Source organism: Rhizobium sp. BK060, assembly GCF_014193145.1.
In the GTDB taxonomy this organism is placed as follows: Bacteria; Pseudomonadota; Alphaproteobacteria; order Rhizobiales; family Rhizobiaceae; genus Rhizobium.
Genome location: NZ_JACHYW010000004.1, coordinates 1 through 25,580 on the forward strand (window position 1 = coordinate 1; position 25,580 = coordinate 25,580).

At 59.3% G+C, this 25,580-nt stretch carries 25 protein-coding genes, 1 tRNA gene and 2 pseudogenes; 16 read left to right on the plus strand and 12 right to left on the minus strand.

The window, feature by feature from the left end; genetic code table 11:
- Positions 1–168 (plus strand): annotated as a pseudogene (locus FHT71_RS31400) (isoprenylcysteine carboxylmethyltransferase family protein); the annotation flags it as partial.
- Between the two features lie 286 nt (positions 169–454).
- Here the strand turns inward: FHT71_RS31400 and FHT71_RS05475 are convergent.
- Positions 455–739: pseudogene (locus tag FHT71_RS05475) on the minus strand (hypothetical protein); the annotation flags it as partial.
- A 205-nt stretch (positions 740–944) separates the two neighbouring features.
- On the opposite strand from FHT71_RS05475, the gene FHT71_RS05480 reads away from it, so the two are divergent.
- Together FHT71_RS05480 and FHT71_RS05485 are read left to right on the plus strand one after the other, a co-directional pair.
- Positions 945–1,235 carry a hypothetical protein gene (locus FHT71_RS05480; RefSeq protein ID WP_246717960.1) on the plus strand — a complete coding sequence of 97 codons (291 nt, stop codon included), beginning with the start codon at positions 945–947 and terminating at the stop codon, positions 1,233–1,235.
- A gap of 298 nt (positions 1,236–1,533) precedes the next feature.
- Complete coding sequence (locus tag FHT71_RS05485) at positions 1,534–1,818, plus strand: hypothetical protein (RefSeq protein ID WP_132588865.1); 285 nt, start codon at positions 1,534–1,536, stop codon at positions 1,816–1,818.
- Between the two features lie 578 nt (positions 1,819–2,396).
- Here the strand turns inward: FHT71_RS05485 and FHT71_RS05490 are convergent.
- Positions 2,397–2,894, minus strand: a complete 498-nt coding sequence (locus tag FHT71_RS05490; RefSeq protein WP_183719179.1) for a hypothetical protein — start codon at positions 2,892–2,894, stop codon at positions 2,397–2,399.
- A gap of 167 nt (positions 2,895–3,061) precedes the next feature.
- Between FHT71_RS05490 and FHT71_RS05495 the strand changes: the two genes are divergently transcribed.
- Positions 3,062–3,319, plus strand: coding sequence for a hypothetical protein (locus FHT71_RS05495; RefSeq protein WP_183719181.1), 258 nt, complete (start codon positions 3,062–3,064; stop codon positions 3,317–3,319).
- A gap of 317 nt (positions 3,320–3,636) precedes the next feature.
- Here the strand turns inward: FHT71_RS05495 and FHT71_RS05500 are convergent, their stop codons facing one another.
- Positions 3,637–5,214 (minus strand): 4-hydroxyphenylacetate 3-hydroxylase N-terminal domain-containing protein, encoded by a 1,578-nt coding sequence (locus FHT71_RS05500; RefSeq protein WP_183719183.1) that lies wholly within the window; start codon positions 5,212–5,214, stop codon positions 3,637–3,639.
- A 227-nt stretch (positions 5,215–5,441) separates the two neighbouring features.
- Here FHT71_RS05500 and FHT71_RS05505 point away from each other — a divergent pair, with 227 nt between their 5' ends.
- From FHT71_RS05505 to FHT71_RS05535, 7 genes are all read left to right on the plus strand, one after another.
- Positions 5,442–6,047 (plus strand): FAD synthetase family protein, encoded by a 606-nt coding sequence (locus tag FHT71_RS05505; protein ID WP_183719185.1) that lies wholly within the window; start codon positions 5,442–5,444, stop codon positions 6,045–6,047.
- Positions 6,034–6,558 (plus strand): flavin reductase family protein, encoded by a 525-nt coding sequence (locus FHT71_RS05510; protein ID WP_183719186.1) that lies wholly within the window; start codon positions 6,034–6,036, stop codon positions 6,556–6,558. Before FHT71_RS05505 ends, FHT71_RS05510 begins: the two co-directional genes overlap by 14 nt.
- A 39-nt stretch (positions 6,559–6,597) precedes the next feature.
- The gene (locus FHT71_RS05515) at positions 6,598–7,467 is read left to right on the plus strand and encodes a dioxygenase (protein WP_183719188.1); all 870 of its coding nucleotides are present in this window, start codon (positions 6,598–6,600) and stop codon (positions 7,465–7,467) included.
- Between the two features lie 73 nt (positions 7,468–7,540).
- Complete coding sequence (locus FHT71_RS05520) at positions 7,541–8,728, plus strand: muconate/chloromuconate family cycloisomerase (RefSeq protein ID WP_183719190.1); 1,188 nt, start codon at positions 7,541–7,543, stop codon at positions 8,726–8,728.
- Entirely contained in the window at positions 8,725–9,126 is a 402-nt protein-coding gene (locus tag FHT71_RS05525; RefSeq protein WP_246717961.1) for a hypothetical protein, read from the plus strand. The genes FHT71_RS05520 and FHT71_RS05525 overlap by 4 nt, the downstream gene beginning before the upstream one ends.
- Positions 9,123–9,992, plus strand: a complete 870-nt coding sequence (locus FHT71_RS05530; RefSeq protein ID WP_183719192.1) for an alpha/beta hydrolase — start codon at positions 9,123–9,125, stop codon at positions 9,990–9,992. The genes FHT71_RS05525 and FHT71_RS05530 overlap by 4 nt, the downstream gene beginning before the upstream one ends.
- Before the next feature lie 6 nt (positions 9,993–9,998).
- On the plus strand, positions 9,999–10,898 hold the full coding sequence (locus FHT71_RS05535) for a LysR family transcriptional regulator (RefSeq protein ID WP_246717962.1): 900 nt from the start codon (positions 9,999–10,001) through the stop codon (positions 10,896–10,898).
- 301 nt (positions 10,899–11,199) lie between these two features.
- Here the strand turns inward: FHT71_RS05535 and dcm are convergent, their stop codons facing one another.
- The 6 genes from dcm to xylF form a co-directional block, all read right to left on the minus strand.
- Positions 11,200–12,186, minus strand: a complete 987-nt coding sequence (dcm, locus tag FHT71_RS05540; RefSeq protein WP_348649294.1) for a DNA (cytosine-5-)-methyltransferase — start codon at positions 12,184–12,186, stop codon at positions 11,200–11,202.
- 267 nt (positions 12,187–12,453) lie between these two features.
- Positions 12,454–12,759 (minus strand): hypothetical protein, encoded by a 306-nt coding sequence (locus FHT71_RS05545; RefSeq protein ID WP_183719194.1) that lies wholly within the window; start codon positions 12,757–12,759, stop codon positions 12,454–12,456.
- Between the two features lie 443 nt (positions 12,760–13,202).
- Positions 13,203–13,279: transfer RNA gene (locus FHT71_RS05550), tRNA-Arg, on the minus strand.
- A gap of 129 nt (positions 13,280–13,408) precedes the next feature.
- Positions 13,409–14,209, minus strand: a complete 801-nt coding sequence (locus FHT71_RS05555; RefSeq protein WP_132588864.1) for an ATP-binding cassette domain-containing protein — start codon at positions 14,207–14,209, stop codon at positions 13,409–13,411.
- Positions 14,210–14,223: 14 nt separating this feature from the next.
- Positions 14,224–15,537 carry a sugar ABC transporter permease gene (locus tag FHT71_RS05560; protein ID WP_132588863.1) on the minus strand — a complete coding sequence of 438 codons (1,314 nt, stop codon included), beginning with the start codon at positions 15,535–15,537 and terminating at the stop codon, positions 14,224–14,226.
- Between the two features lie 264 nt (positions 15,538–15,801).
- Entirely contained in the window at positions 15,802–16,842 is a 1,041-nt protein-coding gene (xylF, locus tag FHT71_RS05565) for a D-xylose ABC transporter substrate-binding protein (protein ID WP_183719196.1), read from the minus strand.
- A 226-nt stretch (positions 16,843–17,068) separates the two neighbouring features.
- Here xylF and FHT71_RS05570 point away from each other — a divergent pair, with 226 nt between their 5' ends.
- The gene (locus tag FHT71_RS05570) at positions 17,069–18,292 is read left to right on the plus strand and encodes an ROK family transcriptional regulator (protein WP_183719197.1); all 1,224 of its coding nucleotides are present in this window, start codon (positions 17,069–17,071) and stop codon (positions 18,290–18,292) included.
- A 92-nt stretch (positions 18,293–18,384) separates the two neighbouring features.
- Here the strand turns inward: FHT71_RS05570 and iolG are convergent, their stop codons facing one another.
- The gene (iolG, locus tag FHT71_RS05575) at positions 18,385–19,377 is read right to left on the minus strand and encodes an inositol 2-dehydrogenase (RefSeq protein WP_132588861.1); all 993 of its coding nucleotides are present in this window, start codon (positions 19,375–19,377) and stop codon (positions 18,385–18,387) included.
- A gap of 151 nt (positions 19,378–19,528) precedes the next feature.
- Between iolG and FHT71_RS05580 the strand changes: the two genes are divergently transcribed.
- Positions 19,529–19,804, plus strand: a complete 276-nt coding sequence (locus FHT71_RS05580; protein WP_183719199.1) for a hypothetical protein — start codon at positions 19,529–19,531, stop codon at positions 19,802–19,804.
- On the opposite strand, the gene FHT71_RS05585 is transcribed toward FHT71_RS05580, so the two are convergent.
- Together FHT71_RS05585 and FHT71_RS05590 are read right to left on the minus strand one after the other, a co-directional pair.
- The gene (locus FHT71_RS05585) at positions 19,805–20,275 is read right to left on the minus strand and encodes a hypothetical protein (RefSeq protein ID WP_132588859.1); all 471 of its coding nucleotides are present in this window, start codon (positions 20,273–20,275) and stop codon (positions 19,805–19,807) included.
- A gap of 55 nt (positions 20,276–20,330) precedes the next feature.
- Positions 20,331–21,338: a LysR family transcriptional regulator gene (locus FHT71_RS05590; protein WP_007800271.1), complete on the minus strand. Its 1,008-nt coding sequence runs from the start codon at positions 21,336–21,338 to the stop codon at positions 20,331–20,333.
- A gap of 274 nt (positions 21,339–21,612) precedes the next feature.
- Here FHT71_RS05590 and chvE point away from each other — a divergent pair, with 274 nt between their 5' ends.
- The 3 genes from chvE (at position 21,613) to mmsB (ending at position 25,520) form a co-directional block, all read left to right on the plus strand.
- Entirely contained in the window at positions 21,613–22,677 is a 1,065-nt protein-coding gene (gene chvE, locus FHT71_RS05595) for a multiple monosaccharide ABC transporter substrate-binding protein (protein ID WP_007800269.1), read from the plus strand.
- A gap of 99 nt (positions 22,678–22,776) precedes the next feature.
- Positions 22,777–24,315, plus strand: coding sequence for a multiple monosaccharide ABC transporter ATP-binding protein (gene mmsA / locus FHT71_RS05600; RefSeq protein WP_007800268.1), 1,539 nt, complete (start codon positions 22,777–22,779; stop codon positions 24,313–24,315).
- The gene (gene mmsB, locus FHT71_RS05605) at positions 24,312–25,520 is read left to right on the plus strand and encodes a multiple monosaccharide ABC transporter permease (RefSeq protein ID WP_007800267.1); all 1,209 of its coding nucleotides are present in this window, start codon (positions 24,312–24,314) and stop codon (positions 25,518–25,520) included. The genes mmsA and mmsB overlap by 4 nt, the downstream gene beginning before the upstream one ends.
- Positions 25,521–25,580 lie beyond the last annotated feature (60 nt).

The following is a 25,580-nucleotide window of genomic DNA, read 5'->3' on the forward strand; positions in this document are numbered from 1 at the left end:
ACGTCGCTCGTGCTCGGCTCCTGGTGGGGACTTGCTACGGCGCCTTTGCTAGCCCTCTTGCTCGGCATCCGAATCGGCGTCGAAGAGAAGGCGCTCCGCATGGGTCTCGAGGGCTATGACGATTATGCACGCCGCGTGCGCTCGCGCCTGATTCCGCTCGTCTGGTGAGACTTCCCACCGCCCACATTCCGGCAAGAGCTTCCCCACCCTATTTCATCAGACGATACGGCGAGGAGCCGGTGAACTTCCGTCGGATGATGTGAGCGGCGAAGCAGATCGAATACGAATGAGGAAACGGAGAGGAACTTCGCCCTCGGAAACGTGATGTGTGAGAACGCGCAACGACTGCACATCAACTCCCTAGGCCGCGCTGAACTGTCGCCCGCTTCCATCTGCCAGAAGCAGCCCTTACCGGTCGGTGCCGGCCCAATCGGGCCGGCTGCAGAAAGCTTGATTATCCTATCACTGGCTCACCGTGATAACGCCGCTTTGACGGCTTGGACACGCCAAATCCGACTTCCATCATGAGTCGCGGAGTGTTCTTCGCCAAGGTTCCCATACGGAAACCAAAGGGATCCTCGACAAAACCGGACCCGGCCTTTCCTGTCAACGTGACCGCATTACTGTCACCATAAAAGCCCAGCACTTCCTCGCCTGGGTGGCCCACGAGCAGCGTCAATTGGTGCTTCACTCGCCGACGATTGTGGCTGCCTTTAACGTAGACGTGCGGGCCTGCATCGTGCGGCCGGGGGACGCAGAGCCTCAGACATCTGAACTTGATGTCGGGGAGCCGACATCGCCGATGAAACGCCGCGCCGCTATCCGGAATTAGTTCCACGGTCGCGCGGGCTCAACCAGTGTCCGCGGTCTCTTTACTTTGATTCGCCTCGACAAACGAATCGCTTCGGATTTAACCGATTTGCCGCCTGTCAAGGAGCTTCAAAATGGAATCGGATCTTCCCGTTTTGATCAAGCCTTTGGAAGTCGAGTTCAACGGTGTCGGCCAGTATCGACACGCTGAGACAGTTCAGGATCTCGCGGCTATGCTGCTTGGCGGCAAATGGCCGGAGGGCAAAGGGAAGAAGTTCCACGCCGCGCTCTGGAGGTCGATGGAGGCCATCGAATGGTATGTCGATGCGGATAGACGCGTTCGCTCCCGACGGGCGAACCGTCCAGATCAAGGCTACAGGGACTGGTCGGGGAGCGGTGTTCCGACATGTCGACACCAGGGCTGACCACCTCATCTTCATAGAATTCGACTTCAAGAACCTGAGAGGGGAGATCGTGTTCAACGGGCCGGAGTGCATCGCCCTTCAAGACATGCCTGAAAGCTGGTCTGGTCAACGTCCGGTGTCAAACCGGAATATGCGCCGATTGAACGATCAAGTCCTTCCTCGCGACCGCCTTACTCTCGTTGATGCCTCTCCGACGGGCGACATTCCAGATCAACGGTCCGCGGCTGCGAAGACCCTGGAGAACGCTTTCATCCAGACCGATTTCTAAGGCTTAAGAGACCTGAACCCGATCAGGAACATGAAGAAGGCCATCTCAGCGATTCTGCAGGACTACTGCCTGCTCGTGATCGACCTTCCGTTCGAGTCGGCCACGAGGCCGACTGATGAGATCGAGATACCGGCGAAGGACGATGAGGAAGTCGAAATCGCTGGTGGGTTCGAGCCGCAGTACCGCGCCTTTGTCTCTTGCGCGCGGCAGCTCCATCGTCGGGTGGGCAGCGAAAGGACTTCCTCATGGGCGAGAACTTCTATTCGTGGCGCCGTCGCGGACATGGATTGCGGCCGCCATCCGATACCGACGTGACATACAGGCGCGAGGCAGCCCGGCAGGTTCTTCGCGCCCTCGAGGACGGTGCAGATGCGAAGCGTTTCGCGGTGATCGAAGAGGCGGCGCGTATGTGGGGCGGAATCTTTCGAGACATCCGCCATCAAAGGAGTCCCGACTGGTTTTTGACATCGGCGATGGTATCCAATCCAACTCTGATCGCTGGGCGGAACATATCTCCCCGCCAGGCTCGAAAGGTATCTGGCCTGCTCCCGCGCCGAGAACCCGATCCCGTGGGCCATCGAAGGTAGCTGGCTTTACCTCATGCGGTCGAACGAAGAATGGGGCGTTGTGGCAGGATAACCGACACGCCAGTTCACGATAATGGGGTATTGGTAAATCCGCATATGTTTGCGCCTGAGAATGCCTCGCAACGGGAAAAGTGTTTTATTTTCAATTGTTTATAGGATCGACTTTGGAGCCTGATTCAAAGTTGGTCGTTTCTCCGCGGTAGGTGTGATCCTGGATTTAGCACGATAACCTTCCTCTTGGAGCTAAACGCAAAAAAGGCCTGCCGAAGCGAGCCTGGGAGATGCCGGATTTGTCGAAGAAAGGTGCTATTTACCCTTGAACCTGCGAACCTCGATCGGTGCGTTCAACACTTCTGAGCGGAGGAAGTAGCGGCTAACATTGCCACAATTGTCGTAGATCGGTCGTACACCAATTTTGGCAAAAAGATCCAAGATTGTAATCGGATGAGTTCCGTGCAGCGCGGCCACTTCGGAGACGAGAATGTGATCCTTTTGGAAGCAATCCATCGACTCCACTGTTACTGCCAACTGTAGGCGACCGTTCATCGGATTGTTAATCTCGACTGTGTCGAGCAGCCCAAGATTGATCAGGTAGGGAACTGTTGTCAGCTTAGCTCGCAGGTAGGCCGATGCTGCTCGCTGTTTCATAACGGTCAGGCCCGCCAGCGCGCTTAAGGTCGGGCGTTGTTTCGTAAAGTGGGCATTTGCTTCATCCGGATCAAACCTCAGCGATGAGATATGCATTTCATCACCAGGTGCGATTAAAACCTTTCGAAGGTGCCCGCCGACTAGCGCGGCGATCACGTCGCCGATCTCGCAGGCCGAGCGCTGGCAGACACGCCTGATTGAAATGTACGAATTGCCGATCTCACCAACGGTGACGTTCGCAAAGATCGACTTCCGAAGACTGTCCAGATCTTCTCTCCGGATTCGCTTCCGGTCCGCGGCTCCACGCGCGGGAGCAGGCCGCGTTGAAAAATTTCGTTCATCGCCCGCTCGGAGATGCCAAGTTCGTTGCGGACATCCCGACTTGTCAACGTCTTCAAGGCTTCGGTAAGGATGTGGTGAGCTTTTCCAGCGTCGAAGTGGATGCGGCCGTGCGGCAGTTTCGTGTCTTCGATCAGTCCCGCTTCCAACATGAGCTGGACAATCCGCTCCTCGTGCAGACCGTATTCAATACCCGCGGAGACGACGCTGTGGAGATAGCGCCTTACCCGCAGCCGCGATGACCCATCTACCCGCCGCTCTTCACCGTGGTGATTGTCGCGGATCCATTGCAGGCTGGTTGCCATTGCGAGACAAATCCGCAGCAAAACGGCTGTCACCAGTCCTGTGGATGTCGACCAGCGTGATCAGGTCGGACAATAATCCAAGCCGGTCAGCCTCTGGGGGCATCGCACGTGTAAGGACCACTTTCCCAGCGCGGGTGGTGCGCAATCGAACCATCGCTATACCTCCAACCCAGTGAACTCAAGGGTTGGAGGCATTCGAGACGGTCTTTAGCCAAGGTAAGGCGAAGCCGTACCAGGTTTGGCGCATACATCCACTAGGCGGCCTGGATTGAACCACGGCCGACGAGGCTGATGTCATCCGGATTTATCAGGTCAGATCCCGTCCATCCGGACAGGTCGTACTCGCTCATGCAGTCCTTCACCAAGGACTGCATGGACGCGAGATCTCCGGTGGCGGTCGCCGCTCCTAACGTCTCGATCCTGAGGTTTTCATAGTTGCCGGCGTAGTTGCGCTCATAGAGCTCGTGGCGACCGCCGAACTCCGTGCCGATGGCATCCCATAGAAGCTTCAGGAGCTTGACCCGGTCCAGCGCGGCATAGCCGTTCGAGCCACGGACGAAGCGGTCGAGGTATGGACGAATAGCCTCACTCTCGAAATCCGCAGCACTCGACGGCAGATAGATTAGGCCGCTCGCGACATGACGCTCGATCAACTCCTTGATGCGCGGATACGCCATCGGGGCCAGCACGCGATAGGCAAGACCCGCATTGAGGTTCGGCAGGTTGTAGCCTTCGGTTCCTTGCCACGGAACGGGCGACTTCACCATCGCGTCGCCCAATGCATGGAACGTGTTGCGCCACGCGATGACCTCGCCGACACCTGCCTGAACGCCGCGAAAATCCTTCGAACCCGTTGCCTCGACCGCCATAGAGAATAGGCCGGCGATGAAGTCGAGCTTCACCGACAGACGCGTCAGGCCATGCAGCGTGAAGCGCGGGACGAAGCCCGATGCCGGGAAGAACTGGTTGATCTTGTCGACGTCTCCATAGATGAAGATGTTCTCCCAGGGCACCAGGACCTTGTCGAAGACGAGGATGGAGTCGTTCTCGTCCAGACGGCTGGAGAGCGGATAGTCAAACGGTGATCCGGTCGCGGCCGCGTTGAACTCGTAGGACGATCGGGCAATGAGCTTGATGCCGGGCGAGTCCATCGGCGCGGTAAAGATCAGCGCAAAGGACTTGTCCTTGATGGGGATGCCGTAGTGGGCGATGAAATTGTAGTGCGTGAGGGCCGAGCCAGTTGCGACGACTTTGGCACCCGAGACGATGAGCCCTTTGTCCGTTTCCTTCTCCACATGCATGAAGACGTCGCGAACCTCCTCGATCGGGCGGTCACGGTCGATCGGCGGATTGACGATGGCGTGGTTCCAGTAGTCGAGCCGTTCCTGCGTGCGGGCGTACCAGGCACGCGCATTCTGGGCGTATTCGCCGTAGAAGGCGGAATTCGCACCCAGCGTTCCGAGGAACGAGGCCTTGTAGTCCGGGGACCGGCCCATCCAGCCGTAGGAGACCTTCTGCAACTCGGCAATCGCATCCCGAGACTTGATCAGATCTCCGCTGGTCTTCGAACCCAGGAAGAAGGGATGCGTCAACTTGCCCGAGCCGGTATCGGTCAGCACGCCGATTTCCTTCTTCTTTTCATGGAAGCGATCGTACCAGCGAGCCACCATGCGCGCTGAATTCCGAAAAGCCGGATGCTCGGTGACATTCTTGACGCGCTCACCATAGATGTAGATCTCGCGGCCGTCCTGAATGCTCTCCAGGAACTCCGAACCGGTGTAGGCGTCGGTCGCGTTTGCGTTCTCCTCGGACGCGATAGCCAGATTGTGCATGTCGTTCACTCCTCCATTTTGGCCGGGTGGGCTGCGTGCCGGTGCGGCGCTTTGATCCGAAAGGGCACTCCTTCCCTTTCCCAGGGAGAGAACTATCCGCTTAAAGGGAGCGATTGATAGGTATCATGCGATACCGCTTCAGGCATCGCAGAGCATGCTGTCAGGCGCTAGATTTTCTCACCGATGGCGCTGGAGAAGGCGCCACGGCTGGGAACTGGGAGGAGACGATGGATCATCACCCCCGCATTCATGTGCAGATTCAAGATGAGGCAGAATTGGCGCTTTCCGGATCGGCCCTGACGATCGGAGCGTTTGACGGGGTTCATGGCGGCCATCGGGCGCTGATCCGGTCGGCTGTGCTAAATGCGCAAAGTCTCGGCGTTCCCTCTATCGTCTACACATTCGATCCGCCTCCCAAGGCTCTGCTGTGCGGTGCCCGCCCCCTCACTTCGATCGATGAGAAAATCGAGCGGATAAGCGCCCTCGGCCCCGATCACATCGTCGTCGCCCGTTTCGACGCAGTCTATCGGGCCCGCACAGCAAATGATTTCATTCGCGAAATCGGTCGGCTTTCGCCGCGGGTCATTTGGCTCGGCTCGGATTTCCGCTTCGGTTCCTGCAAGAAGGGAAACCCGGCGTTGCTAGCCGGCCACTTCGATACTCGCATCCTTCCGGCCGTATGCTGCGAGTCTGGCGAGGTCGTATCGAGCACTCGGATTCGAGCCCTTAGGGCCGCAGGACGCTTCCTGGAGGCGGAACGACTGGAAGGATGGTCGGAGCTTCCGCCGTTTCGAGGATCCAATGACAATGGAGGGCACCATGCAACTGCTTGATCCCCGCACGTTTCGCGACGCCTGTGGCGTCTTCGCGACCGGTGTGAACATCATCACGACCCACTGCGATGGCCACGATCACGGCATGACCGCGAACGCGTTCATGTCGATTTCTCTCGATCCGCCACTGATTGCCATTTCAATTGCCGAGAAAGCGAGAATGCTGGAGAAGATCCAAAAATCGGGCCGCTTCGCCGTCAGCGTTCTTGCTTCCGGCATGGGCGCCGTGGCGTGGCATTTCGCAGGCAAGCCAAACGCTGACCTGCATGATCTGTTCGACATTCTCGATGACCTTCCAGTGATCCGCGGCGCGATCGCCACGTTCTCGGCCATCGTCCACGACGAAATCCTCGCCGGCGATCACACGATTTTCGTGGGCCATGTTCAATCGCTCGCGGGAAGCGGAGGCGACGAACCACTGCTTTTCTTCAAGGGCAAATTCGGCGCCGTGGAAAATACGCGAAAGACTGCGGCTGGCCCGCTGCACGTCGAGACCGAGTTTATGTGGTGAGGATGAACCGCATACTTACACGTTTGCAAGGAGGAGAAAATGCGAAACGTAACCCAGAAAAACATCTCGGATGTCGTAATCGCCGCGCTGTCTTCGGATATCCCGGCCCGCAACCGTGAGATTCTTGAAAGCCTCATCCGTCACATCCACGCCTTCTGTATCGAGGCGAAGATCACCCACGCGGAGCTGATTGAAGCCTGTCAATTCCTCGTCCGCGCCGGACACATCTCTGATGACGCTCGCAACGAGTTCATCCTGCTTTCCGACATCCTGGGCGTCGAAGTTCTGGTCGACATGCTGGACCACGCTGTGACCGACGGTGAAAGCGAATCTACTGTCCTCGGGCCGTTCTATCGCGAAAACCCGCCGGCTCTGCCGAAGGGCTCCTCGATTGTTCAGAAGAGCTTCGAAGGCTCCGAGACCGTGCGTGTCCGCGGAGTCGTGCGCGATACGGAAGGACGCCCCATTCCAGGCGTGACGGTCGACGTTTGGGAGGATGCCCCGAATGGTCTCTATGAACAGCAGGATCCGGACCAGCCCGATTACAATCTCCGCGGCCGCTTTCTGACCGACGAGAAAGGCGAATACGAGTTCGTCGGCATTCGGCCCGTTCCGTATCCGATCCCCTATGAAGGCGCGGCCGGCGAACTGCTGAACTATATGGGCCACCACCCGTGGCGGCCTGGCCATATCCACTTCATGCTCAAGAAGGATGGCTATCAAAGCCTCGTCTCGCAGATCTATGACGCTGACACCCAGTATCTCGACAACGACTCGGTGTTCGCAGTCAAGGAAAGCCTCATCGGCAACATGGACAAGGCCGCAGCCGGCGCGGATACCGACCTCGTCATGGAATTCGATTTCAAGCTCAAGCCGGCCGCGGGCGCCATGTCTGTCGCCGCCGAGTAATCAACAAACAAGCACTCAAGCATCGATCCGCCGAGACGTGTCTCAGCGGATCAGCTCGAAAGGCAATAGGAAAATGTCCCTCGCCAGCGCTGAACCATCCTCAATTCCGAGCCACTCTGCGGTCAACGCCCGGGACATGCGGGTCCGCTCCATTGTGGCGACCATTCTCGAGGCTCCTACCGTTCGTCGGCACAAGCTTTCGAATACGGAAATTACCCACCAGGGATTTGTCCTCGTGCGGGTTCGCCTTGAGAACGGCGTCACGGGCATCGGCGAGGCATCCACGCTCGGCGGGCCACGTTGGGCTGAGGAGAGCGTGGAGTCGATACAGGCGGTCATCGAGAACTACCTCGCCCCCGCACTCGCCGATCAGAATGCCATGCTGTTCGAGGCCAATGCCGTGCGCATGTCAAAGGCGGCCACGCGCAATTTCGCTGCGAAGGCGGCTGTCGAGTCGGCACTGTTTGATGCCGTCGGCCGCACGCTCGGCCTGCCCGCCAGTGCATTGCTCGGCGGGCTGGTCCGCGACAGAATCGGCGTGATCTGGGCGCTTGCCTCCGGCGACGCCGGGCAGGAACTGGAAGAAGCACGCGAGAAGTTACGTCTGCGTCAGCACAGGGACTTCAAGATCAAACTCGGCTTCAACACGCCGGATGCCGATGTCAAGCGACTGCAACACTTGCGCGCCGGCTTGGGTGACGACGTGAGGCTAATCGTCGACGTCAATCAAGCGTGGACGGAAGCTCTGTGCATCAAGCTCTTTCCCGCGCTCGAGGAACTTGGCGTGGCTCTGATCGAGCAACCGGTTCCGGCATCCCAACGCGATGCCATGGCGCGCGTCGCTTCCCGAACCCGCATCCCGCTTCTCATCGACGAGGCGGCCTTCACCAACACGGAACTGGCGAGCGTCGCCTCCCAGGCCTGCGGAAGCGTTTATTCCCTCAAGCTCGTGAAAAGCGGCGGGCTCCTTGAGCTCAAGCGAGCGGCCGGCATCGCGCAGGCATTCGGCATCGAGCTTTACGGCGGCTGCCTGCTGGAAAGCAGCATCGGCGCAGCAGCGCACATGGCTGTGTTTTCGACGCTTCCCAAGCTCGAATGGGGAAGCGAGCACTTCGGTCCCCGTATTCTCGTGGACGATCTGGTCGCGGAGCCGCTGGTCTTCGAGGAGTTCGAGATCCATGTGCCGACTGGTCCTGGCCTGGGCATGACCCTCGACGAAGACAAGGTGCGCTTCATGGCGCGCAAGGCAGGAAGCCAATGACACCGGAAATGCCGTACGCACTCCATCGGTTCAAACTCGAAGACATGGCGGAGAGGCTCAACGCCACCCCTCATCTCCTGCGCCTCGGGCGCCTGTTCAACGAGACCGTGCTGCTCGAAATAGACCAGGATGAATTCTACCTCACCTTCGAGAAGGGCCGCGTGGTTGAGATCAAGGAAGGTCCGAGCAAGAAACTGCCGTGGCGCTTCGCGCTCAGGGTCAAAGGTGAGGCACTGGACAAATACTGGCACCCGCTGCCAGAGCCTGGGTACCATGACATCTTCGGCCTCGTGAAATATGGGCACGGCCGCATCGACGGAGACATTCTGACTCTCGTGAAGAACCTGCGCTATTTCAAGGAATTCATGGCACTGGGTCGACGGGAGGAATGCCCATGACATCGTCGATCGAACCGATCACCGGCCGGTATGTCCGCCTGACCGTCGATGGCACACCATTGCGGGTTTACTTCGAGGAAGCCGGCCAGGGCCGCCCGGTTGTGTGCCTGCATACCGCCGGAGCCGATACGCGCCAATGGCGGTTCATTCTCAACGACGAGGCGTTCACCAGTTCGCACCGCTTCCTGGCATTCGACATGCCCTGGCACGGCAAGTCCCTGCCACCGGAAGGCTTCGAGACGGCGGAATACCTGCTGACCACCGGAACCTACATTGAAACGGTGCTCTCGTTCTGCAGTGCGCTGGGGCTGGAGAACCCACTGCTCGCGGGGTGCTCCATGGGAGGCCGGATCGCTCTGCAACTGGCGGCGATGCATCCCGATCGTTTCGCCGGGTTCATCGCCATCGAAGCGTCCGATTTCCAGCCCGCCTGGTATGACATCGACTGGTTCCATCGTCCTGACGCCCACGGCGGAGAGATGGGCGCCGCCCTAGTGTCGGCCAATATTGCTCCCCAGGCGCCGTCTGTCGAACGCTGGAACACCCAGTGGATGTTCATGCAATCGGGGCCGGGTGTGTTCCGCGGCGATCTCAGTTTCTACACGAAGGATGACAGCCTCATCGGCAGGCTGGGAATGATCGACACGAGAAAAACGCCGGTGCATATCATGTGCGGAGAATACGACCTGACCTGTACACCCGAGGACGCCCGCCGCACGGCGGAAGCCATTGACGGCGCCACTCTTGCCATCATGAAGGATCTTGGACATTTTCCGATGAGTGAAAATCCTGTCGCCTTCCGAGCGTATTTTCAGGAGGCGCTGGAGCTTATGAGGCACTCCCAGGCGGAGCCAATTCATGCCTGACGGACGATGATGGACTTCAAACGGCTGAGTTATTTTCTGGCGGTGGCGGAAGAGCTGCATTTCGGCCGGGCATCTGCGCGGCTAGGCATTGCCCAGCCCCCGCTCAGTCGCCAGATCGCTCAGTTCGAAAAGGAAATCGGCGCGGTCCTGTTCGATCGCAGCCGCAGCCAGATCAGGCTCACCCAAGCCGGCGAGCTGCTTCAGGAACGGGCAAGAGAAATACTCGAGCGCGTCGACCAGACGGAGCGCGAGGTGAGGCGCATCGGCGAGGGGGTTGCAGGGCGTCTCCGGATCGCCTTCGTTGGCACTGCGACGTTCGGCGTCCTCCCCAACATCATCAAGGCATTTCGACTCGCCCATCCGGATATCGAGCTGGCTCTCTCTGCCATGAACAACGCCGAGCTGCAGCGCGCACTGATCCAACGGGAGATCGACATCGCTGTTGCGCGTCCCGCGATCGAGGATCCGGAGCTGAAATCCGAGACGTTGATCGAGGAGTCGCTGGTCCTTGCGCTGCCAGACATATACGCCGACGTTCCAGATCCACTGAAACTCGGAGAGCTGCGAGACACGACCTTCGTGCTTTTCCCGCGACGGCCGAGGCCGAGCTATGCGGACTACGTTCTCGATGTCTGCAAGCGGAACGGCTTCATCCCAGCCTCACAGGTCATGGCTCAGGATTTCCTGACCGCAATCAGTCTCGTCTCGGTCGGCGTGGGTGTTTGCATCGTCCCGCAGTCAGTTGCCCTCAACGAGCGGACCGGGGTCGTCTACCGGAACTTTGAGGGATTTAACCCGGGCACCAAGCTCTCGCTGAACTACCGGCGCGACAACCGATCGCCCCACCTGTTCGGGTTTCTGGCGCTCGCGCGGAAAGTGGCACGTACGCAGTTTTCAGCCTGCTAGGTTCCAGATCTGCTTGCCTTTCCAAAGAAATGCATTGGATGACCCGATTCATTGGCCGCGGATAGAGTTGCGCATGTGTTGATCCTCCGAAAGCGGTCGATTATCGTCGGAGTATTCATCAGGCGGCCCAGACGGACAACCTGACGGGCGCTTCGGTTCGCGGGCTGGCGAGGACGAGTCGCGTCGACCGTCGAGGTTCTGGCGCCCATGGGAGCCGTGCTCTATAGGCTTTTCCAAAGCGATTCATCGCAAGAATTGATGCGATATCCTCGACGATCAAATAGCGTCGTACTGATTACCTCTACGCAAGCGCTTCCACCGCTTTGGCAGCTCTTTCTGCTGTTTGGTCCGTTTCAGTAGCCATATAATCTGGTTGAAGCGCCGGCGCTGCTACCGATCTCCTGCTGTTTTTCTCCGGCCAGAGCATCGCTTCCATGTCCCAATTCGCGTCTTTGAGCGCCCCGTGGATCGCAAGACCAACCGCCGCCGCCATGCGCGGCGGCACCGCGTTGCCAATCTGGTCAGCCGTCGCCTGCTTGCCCCCGACGAATTCCCAATCATCCGGGAAGTCCTGAAGCCGCGCACGCATCCTCGCCGTCAGTGCGGGTATGAAGCCCGGTCTCGCTGCTTGCTCCCCGGTGGGGGTCGTTTCCGGTTGGCCTGCGATATCGACGCCCTTGGAGGCCCAGCGCGCCGCCTCCTTGCCGCGGCGCGTCACGATGGTGGATGCGATGGCGTTGCTCTCCCGACGCTCTCGTGCCCATTGGTAAGCGCCTTCCCAGCCGTTCGCCGCCATCAGGTCGACGAGGACATCCCCGAGATTGGTGCGTCGCTGCGGGAATGTCGGCGGCGTCCGGAAGGCGCGTGCCAGATCTCTGCGGATTCCGATGATCAGGACGCGGCTTCGTTCCTGAGCCAGCCCATAGTTTTCCGCATGGATGCGATGAATGTCGACCTCGTAACCAGCGCGCCTGAATCCGCGGAGGATGTCGGCGACATGATCCGAATGACGTGCGTGAAGCAAGCCATCAACGTTCTCAAACAAAAACACCTTCGGTCTGATTTCATCGACGATTCGAACGCATTCCGGAAGCAAGTCACGCGGGTCGTCCTTGCCGAGGCCATAGCCATCGGAAGAATAGGGCTGGCAGGGTGGGCCCCCGCTCACTAGGTCCATCTCGAGCTGGCGGTATAGCTTGAAATCCATCTTCCGGAGATCCTCCTTTATGACTGTCCAGTCAGGGCGGTTCCGGCGAAGCGTGGCGGCAGCATGCTTGTCGTATTCGATGAGGGCGACATGCGAAGCCGGCCCGTTCGAGGCCTAACGACATTCCCCCGGCTCCTGCGCAGATCTCGATGACCGTCGGGCGCTCGTGAGCCGGAGGTAATTCTCGAATGCTTGCGTTATGCTCTTTGCGCCCCGGTAACGCTCGCCCGGTCAGAGCATTGAGCGACTGCAGCCACGGGTGCGCCCGGCCCAGATCGATCTCGCCGACGCCGCCTGCAAAGGGCAGGGTGCCGTCCTCGAGGTGCATCAGTGCGCGGTACGCCACCGCTAGCTCGTATGCGGCCGACCGCGGTTTAAGTTCCTCTCTTCCTCTGCCACCTGATCGCAAGCCGCATAGTTCAGGTGAAGCATGGAGAGAACGCGGCGGTGGCTTGCTTCGGTCTCCCGTTCTCGCTCGATCATCGCATTTCCGAAGTCGAGCATCTGGATATAGACGTGAACGCCTTCGACGAGGATCGCGGTGTCCTGCGGAACGTCAAAGATCAGGGGCTCGCTTTTGCCGCCGAGCTTTATCTTCGTGCCCGGAAGGCCTCCTATATCGTGTTGGCCATTTCTTCTTTCGGAAATGGCCAATTTCAGAGGTTTTTGGCCAGAATTAGCTTCGGTTTCTCAGGTTGGCTAGGGCGACCGGACCACAGCCAATTGCGACGCTCGTAGCGCCGCAGGTGCGACACTTCTAGCAAGTGCCATTGCGGACCATCGAAGCTTGCGTATTCGACGCCGTGATTCGTTCTTCTTTGAGAGCATAGCCTCCGATCGGGGGGGAATCACTCGGTTGCCTAGGATGCCCACAACTTGCGCGCAGGAAATATGAGCTGTGGCATCACATGTCTTTCGTGCGACACCGCCACCAACTCGTCTGATCTTTCACAGTTACTCAGAATAGCCGCCAGGGGCACCCTGAACAGTCAGGCTCATTTCTACGGCGGAGAAACTGCAAGACCTAGGCTCTTAGGCGCAAACCTTCGCGGCCCTACTAGGTATCGGTTCACACGTATGACTCACTCGTCAATTGGTGGCGCACCCGACAGGATTCGAACCTGTGACCTTTGGAATCGGAATCCAACACTCTATCCAGCTGAGCTACGGGTGCATGCCTGAGGCGTTTGAATCGCCTGTCCGATGCGTGGTTCTTAGCCTAGCTTCTCGCTGGCTTCAATCTACAAAATGAAAAGTCCGCCGTTCTTGCGGGCGGCGGACTTTTATATCTCACGTCCGGGGGTCAGACCTGCATGGCGCCAGGGCCAGGGATGGCCTTCGGCGGCACCTTGCCGAGGATGATCATGCCGAGCACTTCATCCTTGGTGACGTCCTCGGTGCGGGCGTGGCCGACGACCTGGCCGTTCTTCATCACCGAGACGCGGTCGGCGAGATCGAAGACGTCGTGGATGTCGTGGCTGATCAGGAAGATGCCGATGCCTTCCTTTTTCAGCTGCTTGATCAGCTCGCCGACCTGCGCCGTTTCCTGGGGACCAAGGGCGGCCGTCGGCTCGTCCATGATCAGGATGCGGGCGTTAAAGAGGATAGCGCGAGCGATCGCCACCGATTGCCGCTGGCCGCCGGAGAGCGCCTTCACGGGCTCCTTGAAGCGACGGAAATTGGGGTTGAGACGCCCCATCACCTCGCGCGCGGAGGCTTCCATGGCGACGTCGTCCAGCGTGCCCCAGGGGGTACGCAGCTCGCGGCCGAGATAGAGGTTGGCGGCGGCGTCGACGTTATCGGCGACGGCGAGCGTCTGGTAGATCGTCTCGATGCCGTACTTCTTCGCATCGCGCGGATTGCGGATGTCGGCCGGCTCGCCGTTGATCAGGATCTCGCCGCTGTCGCGCTTGTAGGCGCCCGAGAGGATCTTGATCAGCGTCGACTTGCCGGCGCCGTTATGGCCGAGAAGCGCGACGACTTCGCCGGGGTAGAGATCGACGGAAGCGTTGTCCACGGCGTGGATACCGCCGAAGGAGATCGAGATGTTCTTGAGTTCCACAAGAGGAGCGTTCTGGCTCTGGGGAGTGCGTTGATCAGTCATATCTAGGACTCCTCTTACTTGGCACGCGAACGATAGACAGTGTCGAGCCAGACGGCGACGACCAGCACCGCACCGACGACGACGCTCTGCAGCGGCGTGTCGACATGGGCAAGTACCATCCCTGACTGCAGCGACTGCATCACCAGTGCGCCGAGCATAGCGCCGGCGATCGTGCCGGTACCGCCGGCCAGTGACGTGCCGCCGATGACGGCTGCGGCGATCGTATACAGTTCGTCCAACGTACCTTGAGCATTGGTGGCGGCGTTGAGGCGGGCGGTCGAAATCGCTGCCGCGACGGCGGCGAGCATGCCCATCAGCGCGAAGATGCGGACAGTGACCCAGCGGGTCTTGATACCGGCAAGTTCTGCCGCCTCAGGATTTCCGCCGATCGCGAAGACGTAACGGCCAAAGCGCAGGCGGGTGGCGATGAAGGTCATGATGATGCCGACGATGATTGCGATCAGAACCGGCACGGCAATGCCGTAGGGGATATCTAGGCCGGTTTCGGGCCACGGAATGTTGTTCGCCTCGGCGTACCTCTTGGCGATATTGATCGGCCAGTAATAGCTGTTGGCGATCCAGACGGCGCCGAGGATCAACACGCAGGAGAGCGCCGACAGGAAGTACTCGGCCCAGACCGGGCGCCGCGGGAAGCCGAAGCGTTTGCGCTGGCGGCGCGAGTTCAGGATGCTGCCGATGACGAAAAGGCAGGCGAGCACGCCAACGATCCAGCTCCAGGTAGCGCCGATCGAGCCTTCGGCACCGCCGCCCATGATGCGAAAGGTCTGGTCCATCGGGGCAACCGTCTGGCCGCTGGTGACGAGCCAGGTGGCGCCGCGCCAGACGAGCAGACCGCCGAGCGTCACGATGAAGGAGGGAACGTTCAGGAAGGCGATGATGAGGCCCTGGAAGGTACCGATCAGTGCGCCGGCGATGAGGCCGACGATCAGCGTGACGATCCAGGTGAAAGGGCTATCGAAGCCGATGAATTCGGGCAGGATTTTCGCCTGCGTGACGCCCATGATCATGGCGCAGAGGCCAAGCACGGAGCCGACCGAGAGGTCGATATTGCGCGTCACGATAATGAGAACCATCCCGGTCGTCATGATCGCGATGTCGGTTGTCTGAACCGAAAGGTTCCACAGGTTTCTCGGCGTCAGAAACAACCCGCCGGTGATGATGTGAAAGCCGATCCAGATGATAAGCAGCGCACCGATCATACCGAGGAGGCGCGTGTCGATTTCGGTCGCGCGGAAGAAGCGGCTGACGAGGTTGCCCTCAGCCATGCTCGGTCCGCTTGAAGTTGTGGATTTTACCATTTCGGCCATGGGTTTGCCGTTCCCCCACTGTTTGGACGTTTGATCCGCTTCGCATCACGTCGATGCCGGCGGCGTCGCCCCGTTCTTGTACTGACCATCGCCGTGCTTCCGAATTTCGGTCGCTCTGTCCCGCGACATGAAACCGGCAGGGAATCAAGGCCGCGATGGTTGGGTGAGGCGGATAGACCATCGACCGACGGTTCCAATCCGCATCCGGCGCCGCAACGGTTTCAGCCGTTGCGGCGCCGGCAATCTATGCCTTGCGGCCGTCGATTAGTCGCAAGCCTTGACGCTGCCGGCCTTGACGCCTTGGCAAGCTTCAGCCTTGGAGATCCAGCCGGCATCGATGACGACGTTCAGGTTGTCCTTGGTGATCGGAAGCGGCTTCAGGAAGACCGACTCCATCGGAACGCCCTTGGCGCCACCCTTGAAGGTCTGAACGCCTTCGATCTCGTTCATCTTCTTGCCGGCAGCGAGGCCGAGCGCGACTTCGGCGGCGCGCTTGCCGAGTTCGCGTGAGTCTTTCCAGACGGAGACCGTCTGTGTGCCGAGCGCAACGCGATTGAGAGCGGCTTTGTCGGCGTCCTGACCGGAAACCGGTACGGAGCCGGCGAGGCCCTGCGCGTCGAGGGCTGCGATGGCGCCACCGGCGGTGCCGTCGTTCGAAGCAACAACGGCATCAACCTTGTTGTTGTTCGCCGTCAGGAACTGCTCCATGTTGCGCTGTGCGTTCTCTGGCAGCCAGCCGTCGGTATAGGCTTCGCCAACGTTCTTGATCTTGCCGGCATCCACGGCGGCCTTCAGCACTTCCATCTGGCCCGAGAACAGGAAGTCCGCGTTCGGGTCGGACGAAGAGCCCTTGATGAAGACATAGTTGCCTTCCGGCTTCACCTTGAACACGCCTTCAGCCTGCAGACGACCAACTTCCTTGTTGTCGAAGGTGATGTAGAAGGCAGCCGGATTTTCGATCAGACGGTCGTAACCGACGACCGGGATGCCTTCAGCGGCGGCCTTTTCGATGGCCGGGCCGATGGCGTCGCTATCCTGAGCGAGGATGATGAGTGCATTCGCGCCCTGCGAAATCAGCGATTCAACGTCGGTCAGCTGCTTTGCGGCAGACGACTGGGCGTCGGCGGAGATGTACTTGGCGCCCTTGGCTTCCAGTGCCTTCTTGATGGCAGCTTCGTCCGTCTTCCAGCGCTCTTCCTGGAAGTTCGACCAGGAAACGCCAACGACGAGATCGGCAGCCATGGCGGCAGTGTGGACCGACACGAGGATGGCCGCCCCGGCCATCAGCTTCAAAATTGACTTCATAATTATCCTCCCGAGTGAGTTGCGGCCAGCCCCAGCCAGTGGTTCCTCCGGCCGCCGCGGTTCGCTGACGAGAAGTTCCAATTATTTTCTCGACAGTCGAGAAATTTAGTGTCAGAGATTTTTTCAACTGTCAACACCGCACTATCAGCTTCGTTTCCGTTGCGGAAAACTGCTGGAGATGCTGTGTGAACGAGGGCGGAATGCGAGGGGGAGAGGGCCGGCATATATGCTGACCAAGTCGAGCACGGAATTGGTCCGGCAGCGAAATAGCGTCCTCGTGCTCGCCGCGCTTCGAAGACATGGCGCGTTGGCGCATACGGAGATTTCCGAATTTACGAAGCTTTCCTCGGCGACGATCTCGGCGATCACCGCCGATCTGGAAAAAGCGCAGATCATCGAGAAATCCGAACACCAGGCAACGAGCGGGAGAGGGCGTCCGCGCGTGCTGTTTCGGCAACGGCGCGACTGCGGCTACCTTGTCGTCGTGATCATTTCATCGGATGGCGTCCAGTATTCGCTCGTCGACTATGCCGGCAGGCTCATCGACCGGTTCAGCGAGGAAAGGTCGCACGATCCCGCCGGTTCCGAGCGGTTTATTGCCTCCATCAGGGAGGGGCTTGCACGCATTCTTTCACGCTCAAAGCTTTCCCAGGAAAAAGTGCTGCTGATATCGATCAGCAGCAAAGGTCTCGTGCATGCAACGGACCCCGTGCTGGTGTGGTCTCCGATTTTCGGCAGCAACCAGATCGACTTTGAATCGGCATTACGGCCGGACTGGCAGGCCAAGATCATTCTCGGCAACGAGACGCAGCTGGTTGCGGCGGCGCTCGGCGCGCATGAGGAAAATACCAGGCCAGCGGAATTCCGCTCGCTGGCGGCGTTGTCGCTCGGACATAGCATCGGCCTCGGCATCGTTCGGCGCACGGGGCAGGGGGAGCGTGAGATCTCGGCGCCGAATTTCGGTCATATGCTGCATATGGCAAACGGAGGCCTTTGTCGCTGTGGAAGCAGGGGGTGCATCGAGGCCTATGCCGGATTCTATGCCATTTTGCGCATGGCCTTCGAAGTGCCGCTCGACACGATCCCGGCCAAGTTCGTGCCGGTCGCCGAGCTCGACAAGATCGCCGCGCGAGCGCGCCAGGGGCATCGCATGTCCGCTTTTGCGTTCAGGCAGGCCGGTATCGCACTCGGAAACGGGCTTTCGCGTCTCCTCAGCCTGACGGAGCGTATGCCGATCGCGATCACCGGTCCGGGAACGCGCTACTATGATCTGTTGCGACAAGGGATCGAGGAAGGGCTTGGCCAAGCGCATGTCGTGCGAATGGAAGGGATGCCGGAGATCCGCGTCGTACCTGACGAATCGATCCTCGTCTTCGAGGGGCATCTGGACAGGGCATTGTCAGTGATCGATCAGGAGCTGGTTCTGTCCGGCATTCAGGGATCGGACTAGCCGTGCGTCCCGCGCAGCATAGCAATGAAACGAGAAATGGCCGGGCAGGGACCCGGCCATTTCACAGGTGGCTTTCGGTCGGGAGAGGGCCGTCAGCCAATCTTGATGAGTTTGCCTTCCTTGACGGACTGCACGGCAGCGTCGGCAAGCGCCAGAGCAGCGAGGCCATCGGCGCCGGACGGCGTAATCTTCGCGCCCTTCTCGATCGCGGCGATGAAGCTCGCGATCTCGTTGGCATAGGCTTCGGTGTAGCGGGTCATGAAGAAGTCGTGCAGCGGCGGGCGGGTGTAGCCGAAGCCGTTGGCAACCTCGATCGACACCGGGCGCTGGTTTTCGGCGGCGACCATGCCCTTCGAGCCATGCACTTCGATGCGCTGGTCGTAGCCATAGGTGGCGCGGCGCGAGTTGGAGATGATCGCCTGCTTGCCGGACTTGGTCTGCAGGATCACCGAAACGCTGTCGTAGTCGCCGGCTTCGCCGATCGCCTTGTCGACGAGGACCGCGGCAGTGGCGCTGACGGCAACCGGCTCCTCACCAAGCAGGAAGCGGGCCATGTCGAAGTCATGGATCGTCATGTCGCGGAAGATGCCGCCCGAACGCTTGATGTAATCGACCGGCGGAGCGCCCGGATCGCGCGAGGTGATGGTGACCATTTCGACGTCGCCGATTCGGCCGTCATCGATCGTCTTGCGAACGGCCATGAAGTGCGGGTCGAAACGGCGGTTGAAGCCGACCATCAGCTTGGCCCTGGTCTCGTCGACGACCTTGATGCAGGCCTTGACGCGGGCAACGTCGAGATCGATCGGCTTTTCGCAGAAGATGGCCTTGCCGGCGCGCGCGAAGCGCTCGATCAGATCGGCATGGGTGTCGGTAGGGGTGCAGATGACGACAGCATCGATATCCTTGGCGGCTTCGATCGCCTCGATTGTGCGGACCTCGCAGCCGTAGGCGGATGCGATCGCTTCGGCTGCCTGCGGGAACGCGTCGGCGACGGCAACGAGCTTGGCGTTGGCATCGCCGCTGACGGCCTTCGCATGAACCTTGCCGATGCGGCCGGCGCCGAGAAGACCAAATCTGACTGTCATGAGAACCTCCCTTGGATTCGGAACAGATGAACCGAATTGCATCTAATGTGGAATTTTCATTCCATTTTATGTCCGCCGCGTCAAGCCGGCGCTCTTTCACATTTTCAAAATCCACCTTAAAGACGTGTGACAATTCAGCTATGGGAATGAGATGCAACTGATCGATCCACAACATCCGGCCTATCGCCCGCTTTGGGTTCGCATCCTGATTGTGGCCGTTTGCTTCGGCTGGGCGCTGGTCGAAATCATTACCGGCGATCCATTCTGGGCCGTCCTGTCGGGCGGTGCCGGTGTCTACGCGGTCTACATGCTGTTCTGGACCTACAAGCCGCAGTCGGCGCAGAACGCCACGCCGCCATCGACCGATAACGACGACGACGACGAGGAAGACAAGGAAAACAAGGAAAACAAGAAGGACGCGGACTAGTCAGCGGGCAATGCGGCGCAGTGCCTGGTCGATCAGCAGATTGGCTGTGGTCATCCGCTTCGTCGCGTTCTCACGGAACAGCGGATCAACGCGATCTGGATGGTTCTTCTTGGCAAAGGCGCGCCGTTTCACGCTGAGACTTTGCACCGTATCGCGCGCTGAAATATCCAATTCGGCGGCGATGTCTTCTGCTGTGATGCGTGCAAGATAATCCGGCATCACCGGCTCGGGCTCCGGTTCAGGAGGCGGCAGGGGCTCGGCCACCGTCTCCGGAGCGATGAATTCCAGTGTCTCGAAATACGCCTGGTCGGGCCGTGCTGACGATACCGAGACCCCTTCCATGACGTTGAAAGCGAGTCCAGTGTTGAGACCGCTCACACGGGCCGAAGCGGGCGCATCCTGTTCGACAGTCTCGTCCTCCGCCTTCAGGCGGTCGAGCACGGACTGGAACACCGATTGGCTGAACAGCATGATTGCCCTCCTTTGGCGGCGGGCATTAGATGCGAGCAAAATGGTGCAAAGCTTGTCAGCCCGCGGCCGCTTTCTTGCTCTCGGCCAGTACTAGGTCATAAAGGAGCCGCGCGCTCGGGGGGAGCGCCCGCTCCTTCACCGTGATCAGGCTGTAGGGCCTGACATTGATCTCGAAATCGATCGGCAATACCCGCACATCCGACGCCTTCGACTTGTGGGTCGCCAGGAACTGCGCGACGTCAAGCGCGATCGGAGCGATTGCATCCGTCTGGCAAACCGTCGCGCAGGTGAGCAATAGCGACGAGGTGTTGACGATATTTTCCGGCAGCGGCACGCCGCGAGACAGGAACAAGTCCTCGATCGTCCGGCGCAGCAGCGTCCCCGCCGGCTGGAAGACCCAATCATATCGTGGGAGGTCCTCCAGGGAGGCGACCTTCTTCTTCAGCAACGGATGGCCTCCCCGCACGATCAGGCAAGCCTTCTCCACGCCGATCTCCTGGACCTGGAACAAGCGCGGATTAAGATCGTCGGGAATGCGGCTGATAATGAAGTCGTGCCGGGCGGCCAGCAGTTCGCGGGCGAGCACGTTGCTCGTTTCGACCTGTATGGTCACCTCTATGCCGGGCAGGGCGGTTCTAACCCGCTTGATCGCCGGTACCACAAGGCTCATGGCCGGCGCGGTAACCGCGCCGATGAAGACGGCGCCGCCCTTTCCCGTCTTCAGTTCGGCAATCTCGCGGCCGGCCTCGCGAAGTTCCAGCATGATCTTGCGCGCCCGTCTGGCAAGCGCCTGTCCGAAGGTCGTCAGTACGACGCCGCGCGCCACTCGCTCATAAAGCGGTGTCTTAACGATCGACTCCATTTCCGACAGGATTCGCGATGCCGCCGGCTGCGAAATGTTCAGCACCTCGGCGGCGGCTGAAATTTGGCCGCTATCTTCGATTGCGACGATCATCCGCAGGTGATTCAGTTTAAGCCCCGATCTCAAAAAGGCGTCGTCACCGAAAATATCGGTATGAATGTCCACATTGGCATCGGTCTGCGGGTCTGAAATGAACGCCATGGTTGCGGCCTCCCAACCGCGCTCCATCAAAAGTAATACTTTTTAACGATATACCAAAATTGTTATGCACTTTGCCAGTTATTCTATTTGACAGTTATAGGAATCCATACCAGTTTGCCGCCGTGTGCTGGTTGGCACTCAACACGTGTGAGAGCGTGGAGGAGACCTACTTCGTTTCTCACCATCTGAAGTAATTATCCAAGACGGAACCTGCCACAGTTTCGGAGCGGGCGATTTTTCGTCCGTGCGTTTATTAACTAAGGGAGAGAGAGATATGAAATCCATTATCTCGTTGATGGCAGCGGCGGCCTTTGGCGTCGCTTCGTTCGTAATGCCGGCTATGGCAGCCGACAAGGGGACTGTCGGCATTGCAATGCCCACGAAGTCGTCCGCTCGCTGGATCGATGACGGTAACAACATCGTCAAGCAGCTCCAGGAAGCTGGCTACAGCACCGACCTGCAGTACGCCGACGACGACATTCCGAACCAGCTGTCTCAAATTGAGAACATGGTCACGAAGGGCGTTAAGGTTCTCGTCATCGCCGCTATCGACGGCACGACGCTTTCCGACGTTCTCCAGAAGGCTCACGACGCAGGCATCAAGGTCATCGCTTACGACCGCCTGATCCGCGATTCGGGCAACGTCGACTACTACGCGACGTTCGACAACTTCAAGGTCGGGGTTCTGCAGGCAACGTCCATTGTTGATGCCCTCGGCCTTAAGGATGGTAAGGGTCCGTTCAACATCGAGCTCTTCGGTGGTTCGCCGGACGACAACAACGCCTTCTTCTTCTATGACGGCGCGATGTCGGTTCTGCAGCCTTACATCGACAGCGGCAAGCTCGTCGTGAAGTCCGGCCAGACCGGCATGGACAAGGTCGGCACGCTGCGCTGGGATGCGGCAACGGCCCAGGCTCGCATGGATAACCTGCTCTCGGCTAACTACACCGACGCGAAGGTCAATGCAGTTCTGTCGCCTTACGACGGTCTGTCCATCGGCATCATCTCGTCGCTGAAGGGCGTTGGCTACGGCACCCCGGACCAGCCGCTCCCGGTCGTTTCCGGCCAGGACGCTGAAGTTCCGTCGGTCAAGTCGATCATCGCTGGCGAGCAGCACTCCACGATCTTCAAGGACACCCGCGACCTCGCAAAGGTGACCGTCGGCATGGTCAACGCCCTGATGGAAGGCAAGGAGCCTGAAGTCAACGACACCAAGACCTACGACAACGGTGTCAAGGTTGTTCCGTCCTACCTGCTGACCCCGGTCGCAGTTGACAAGACCAACTACGAGAAGATCCTCGTCGAAGGCGGTTACTACAAGGCTGACCAGCTGAAGTAATAATTGTACCAAGTTGGCCGGAATCCGCTGCTTGCGGGTTCCGGTCTTCAATTTTATGATCGCCGCGCCCCTTTTGGCTGCTGGCGCTGGATTATGACCATGGACAATACAATCCTCGAAATGCGGAACATCACCAAGACGTTCCCAGGCGTAAAGGCGCTTGAGAATGTGAACCTCAAGGTTCGACAGGGTGAGATCCACGCATTGGTGGGTGAAAACGGGGCCGGAAAGTCGACCCTGATGAAAGTTCTCTCCGGCGTTTACCCGGCCGGAACCTACGACGGCGACATTGTCTACGAAGGCGACGTCCGTCATTTCAAGGCACTCAAGGACTCCGAAGAAATCGGCATCGTCATCATTCACCAGGAACTGGCGCTGGTGCCGCTCTTGTCGATCGCCGAAAATATCTTCCTCGGCAACGAAGTCGCCCAGAACGGCATCATCAAGTGGCAGGAAGCCTTCAAGCGCACGAAAGAGCTGCTGAGCAAGGTCGGCCTCAAGGAGTCGCCGGAAACGCTCGTCACCGACATCGGCGTCGGCAAGCAGCAGCTGGTCGAAATCGCCAAGGCGTTGTCGAAGAGCGTAAAGCTGCTGATCCTCGACGAGCCCACGGCTTCGCTCAACGAAAAGGATTCCGACGCGCTGCTGGAACTCCTGATCGAGTTCCGCAACCAGGGCCTGACGTCGATCATCATCACGCACAAGCTCAACGAAGTGCGCAAGGTCGCCGACCAGATCACGGTTCTGCGCGACGGCATGACGGTGAAGTCGCTCGACTGTCAGACCGAAGAGATCAGCGAAGACATCATTATCAAGAACATGGTGGGCCGCGAGCTCGCCGATCGTTATCCGCCGCGCTCAGTGCCGATCGGCGAGACGATCCTCGAGGTGAAGAACTGGAACGCTTATCACCAGCATCACCGGGACCGCCAGGTTCTGCACGACATCAACGTCACCGTCCGCAAGGGCGAAGTGGTCGGTATCGCGGGCCTGATGGGCGCCGGTCGCACCGAATTTGCGATGAGCCTGTTCGGCAAGTCCTACGGACACAAGATCCATGGCGACGTGTCCATGCACGGCAAGCCGGTGGATGTCAGCACCGTTCGCAAAGCGATCGATGCCGGTCTTGCCTATGTGACTGAAGACCGCAAGCATCTCGGGCTCGTGCTCGGCGAGAACATCGTTCACAACACGACGCTCGCCAATCTGGCCGGCGTGTCGAGCGCCACGGTTATTGACAGTATCAAGGAATCGAAGGTCGCATCGGACTACCGCTCGAAGCTGCGCATCCGCAGCTCCAGCATCTTCCAGGAAGCGGTCAATCTCTCGGGCGGCAATCAGCAGAAGGTCGTGCTGTCGAAGTGGTTGTTCTCCGATCCTGACGTTTTGATCCTCGATGAACCCACACGCGGTATCGATGTCGGAGCAAAATACGAAATCTATACTATCATCAACCAGCTCGCCGCCGACGGCAAAGGCGTTCTGATGATCTCATCGGAAATGCCGGAACTGCTTGGCACGTGCGACCGCATCTACGTCATGAATGAAGGACGTATCGTGGCGGAACTGCCAAAGGGAGAGGCGAGCCAAGAAACCATCATGCGCGCTATCATGCGCTCAGGGGAGAAGAAACAATGACTCCGGTCAACCCTTCAGCCACCGAGGAAAGTAACGTCGTATCTGTTGCCGACTATATCAGGGGCAATATCCGCGAATATGGCATGCTTATCGCGCTCGTCGCGATCATGGTCTTCTTCCAGTTTTATACCGGCGGTATTCTCTTCAAGCCGGTCAATCTGACGAACCTCGTTCTGCAGAACTCCTTCATCGTCATTATGGCGCTTGGCATGCTGCTCGTCATCGTGGCCGGTCACATCGACCTCTCGGTCGGCTCGATCGTCGCCTTCGTCGGTGCTGTTGCCGCAATCATGACCGTCACCTGGCAAATGAATTTTGTGGTGGCGGGCATCCTGTGCTTGATCATCGGCGGTCTGATCGGTGCTGCCCAAGGTTACTGGATTGCGTATCACCGCATCCCGTCCTTCATCGTTACGCTGGCGGGTATGCTCGTCTTCCGTGGCCTCACGTTGTTTGTGCTCGGCGGCAAGAACATCGGCCCGTTCCCGAAGGACTTTCAGGTCATCTCGACCGGCTTCCTACCGGGCACGATGATCGATGTCGCTGGTGTTCCGCTGCATTCCACGTCCCTGATCTTGACGCTTGCCATTACCGTTGTCCTTTTCTATCTCGCTTGGCGCCGCCGCAAGGTCAACGAGAGCCATGGTATCGATGTCGAGCCGACGAGCTTCTTCATCGCGCAGAACGCCGTCCTGTCGCTGGCAATCCTGTTTCTCGGCTATCAGCTTTCGAGCTACAAGGGCCTGCCGAACGTTCTCGTCGTCATGCTCGTGTTGATCGCGGCCTACGCCTTCGTAACGCGCCGCACGACAATCGGTCGCCGCATTTACGCCATGGGCGGCAACGAGAAGGCAACCAAGCTCTCGGGTATCAACACCGAGCGCCTGAGCTTCTACACCTTCGTCAACATGGGTGTCCTGGCTGGCCTCGCGGGCATGATCATCGCGGCTCGCCTGAACTCGGCGACCCCGAAGGCGGGCGTCGGCTTCGAGCTTGACGTTATCGCGGCCTGCTTCATCGGCGGTGCCTCGGCATCCGGCGGCGTTGGCAAGATCACCGGTGCTGTCATCGGCGCCTTCATCATGGGTGTCATGAACAACGGCATGTCGATCGTCGGCCTTGGCATCGACTTCCAGCAGATGGTCAAGGGACTGGTGCTTCTCGCTGCCGTCTTCTTCGACGTCTACAACAAGAACAAGGGCTAAGCGCTCCGGCGCTGCGCACGCATTCGCAGTCATGTGAACTTACCAATCCGGCTCCTTTGA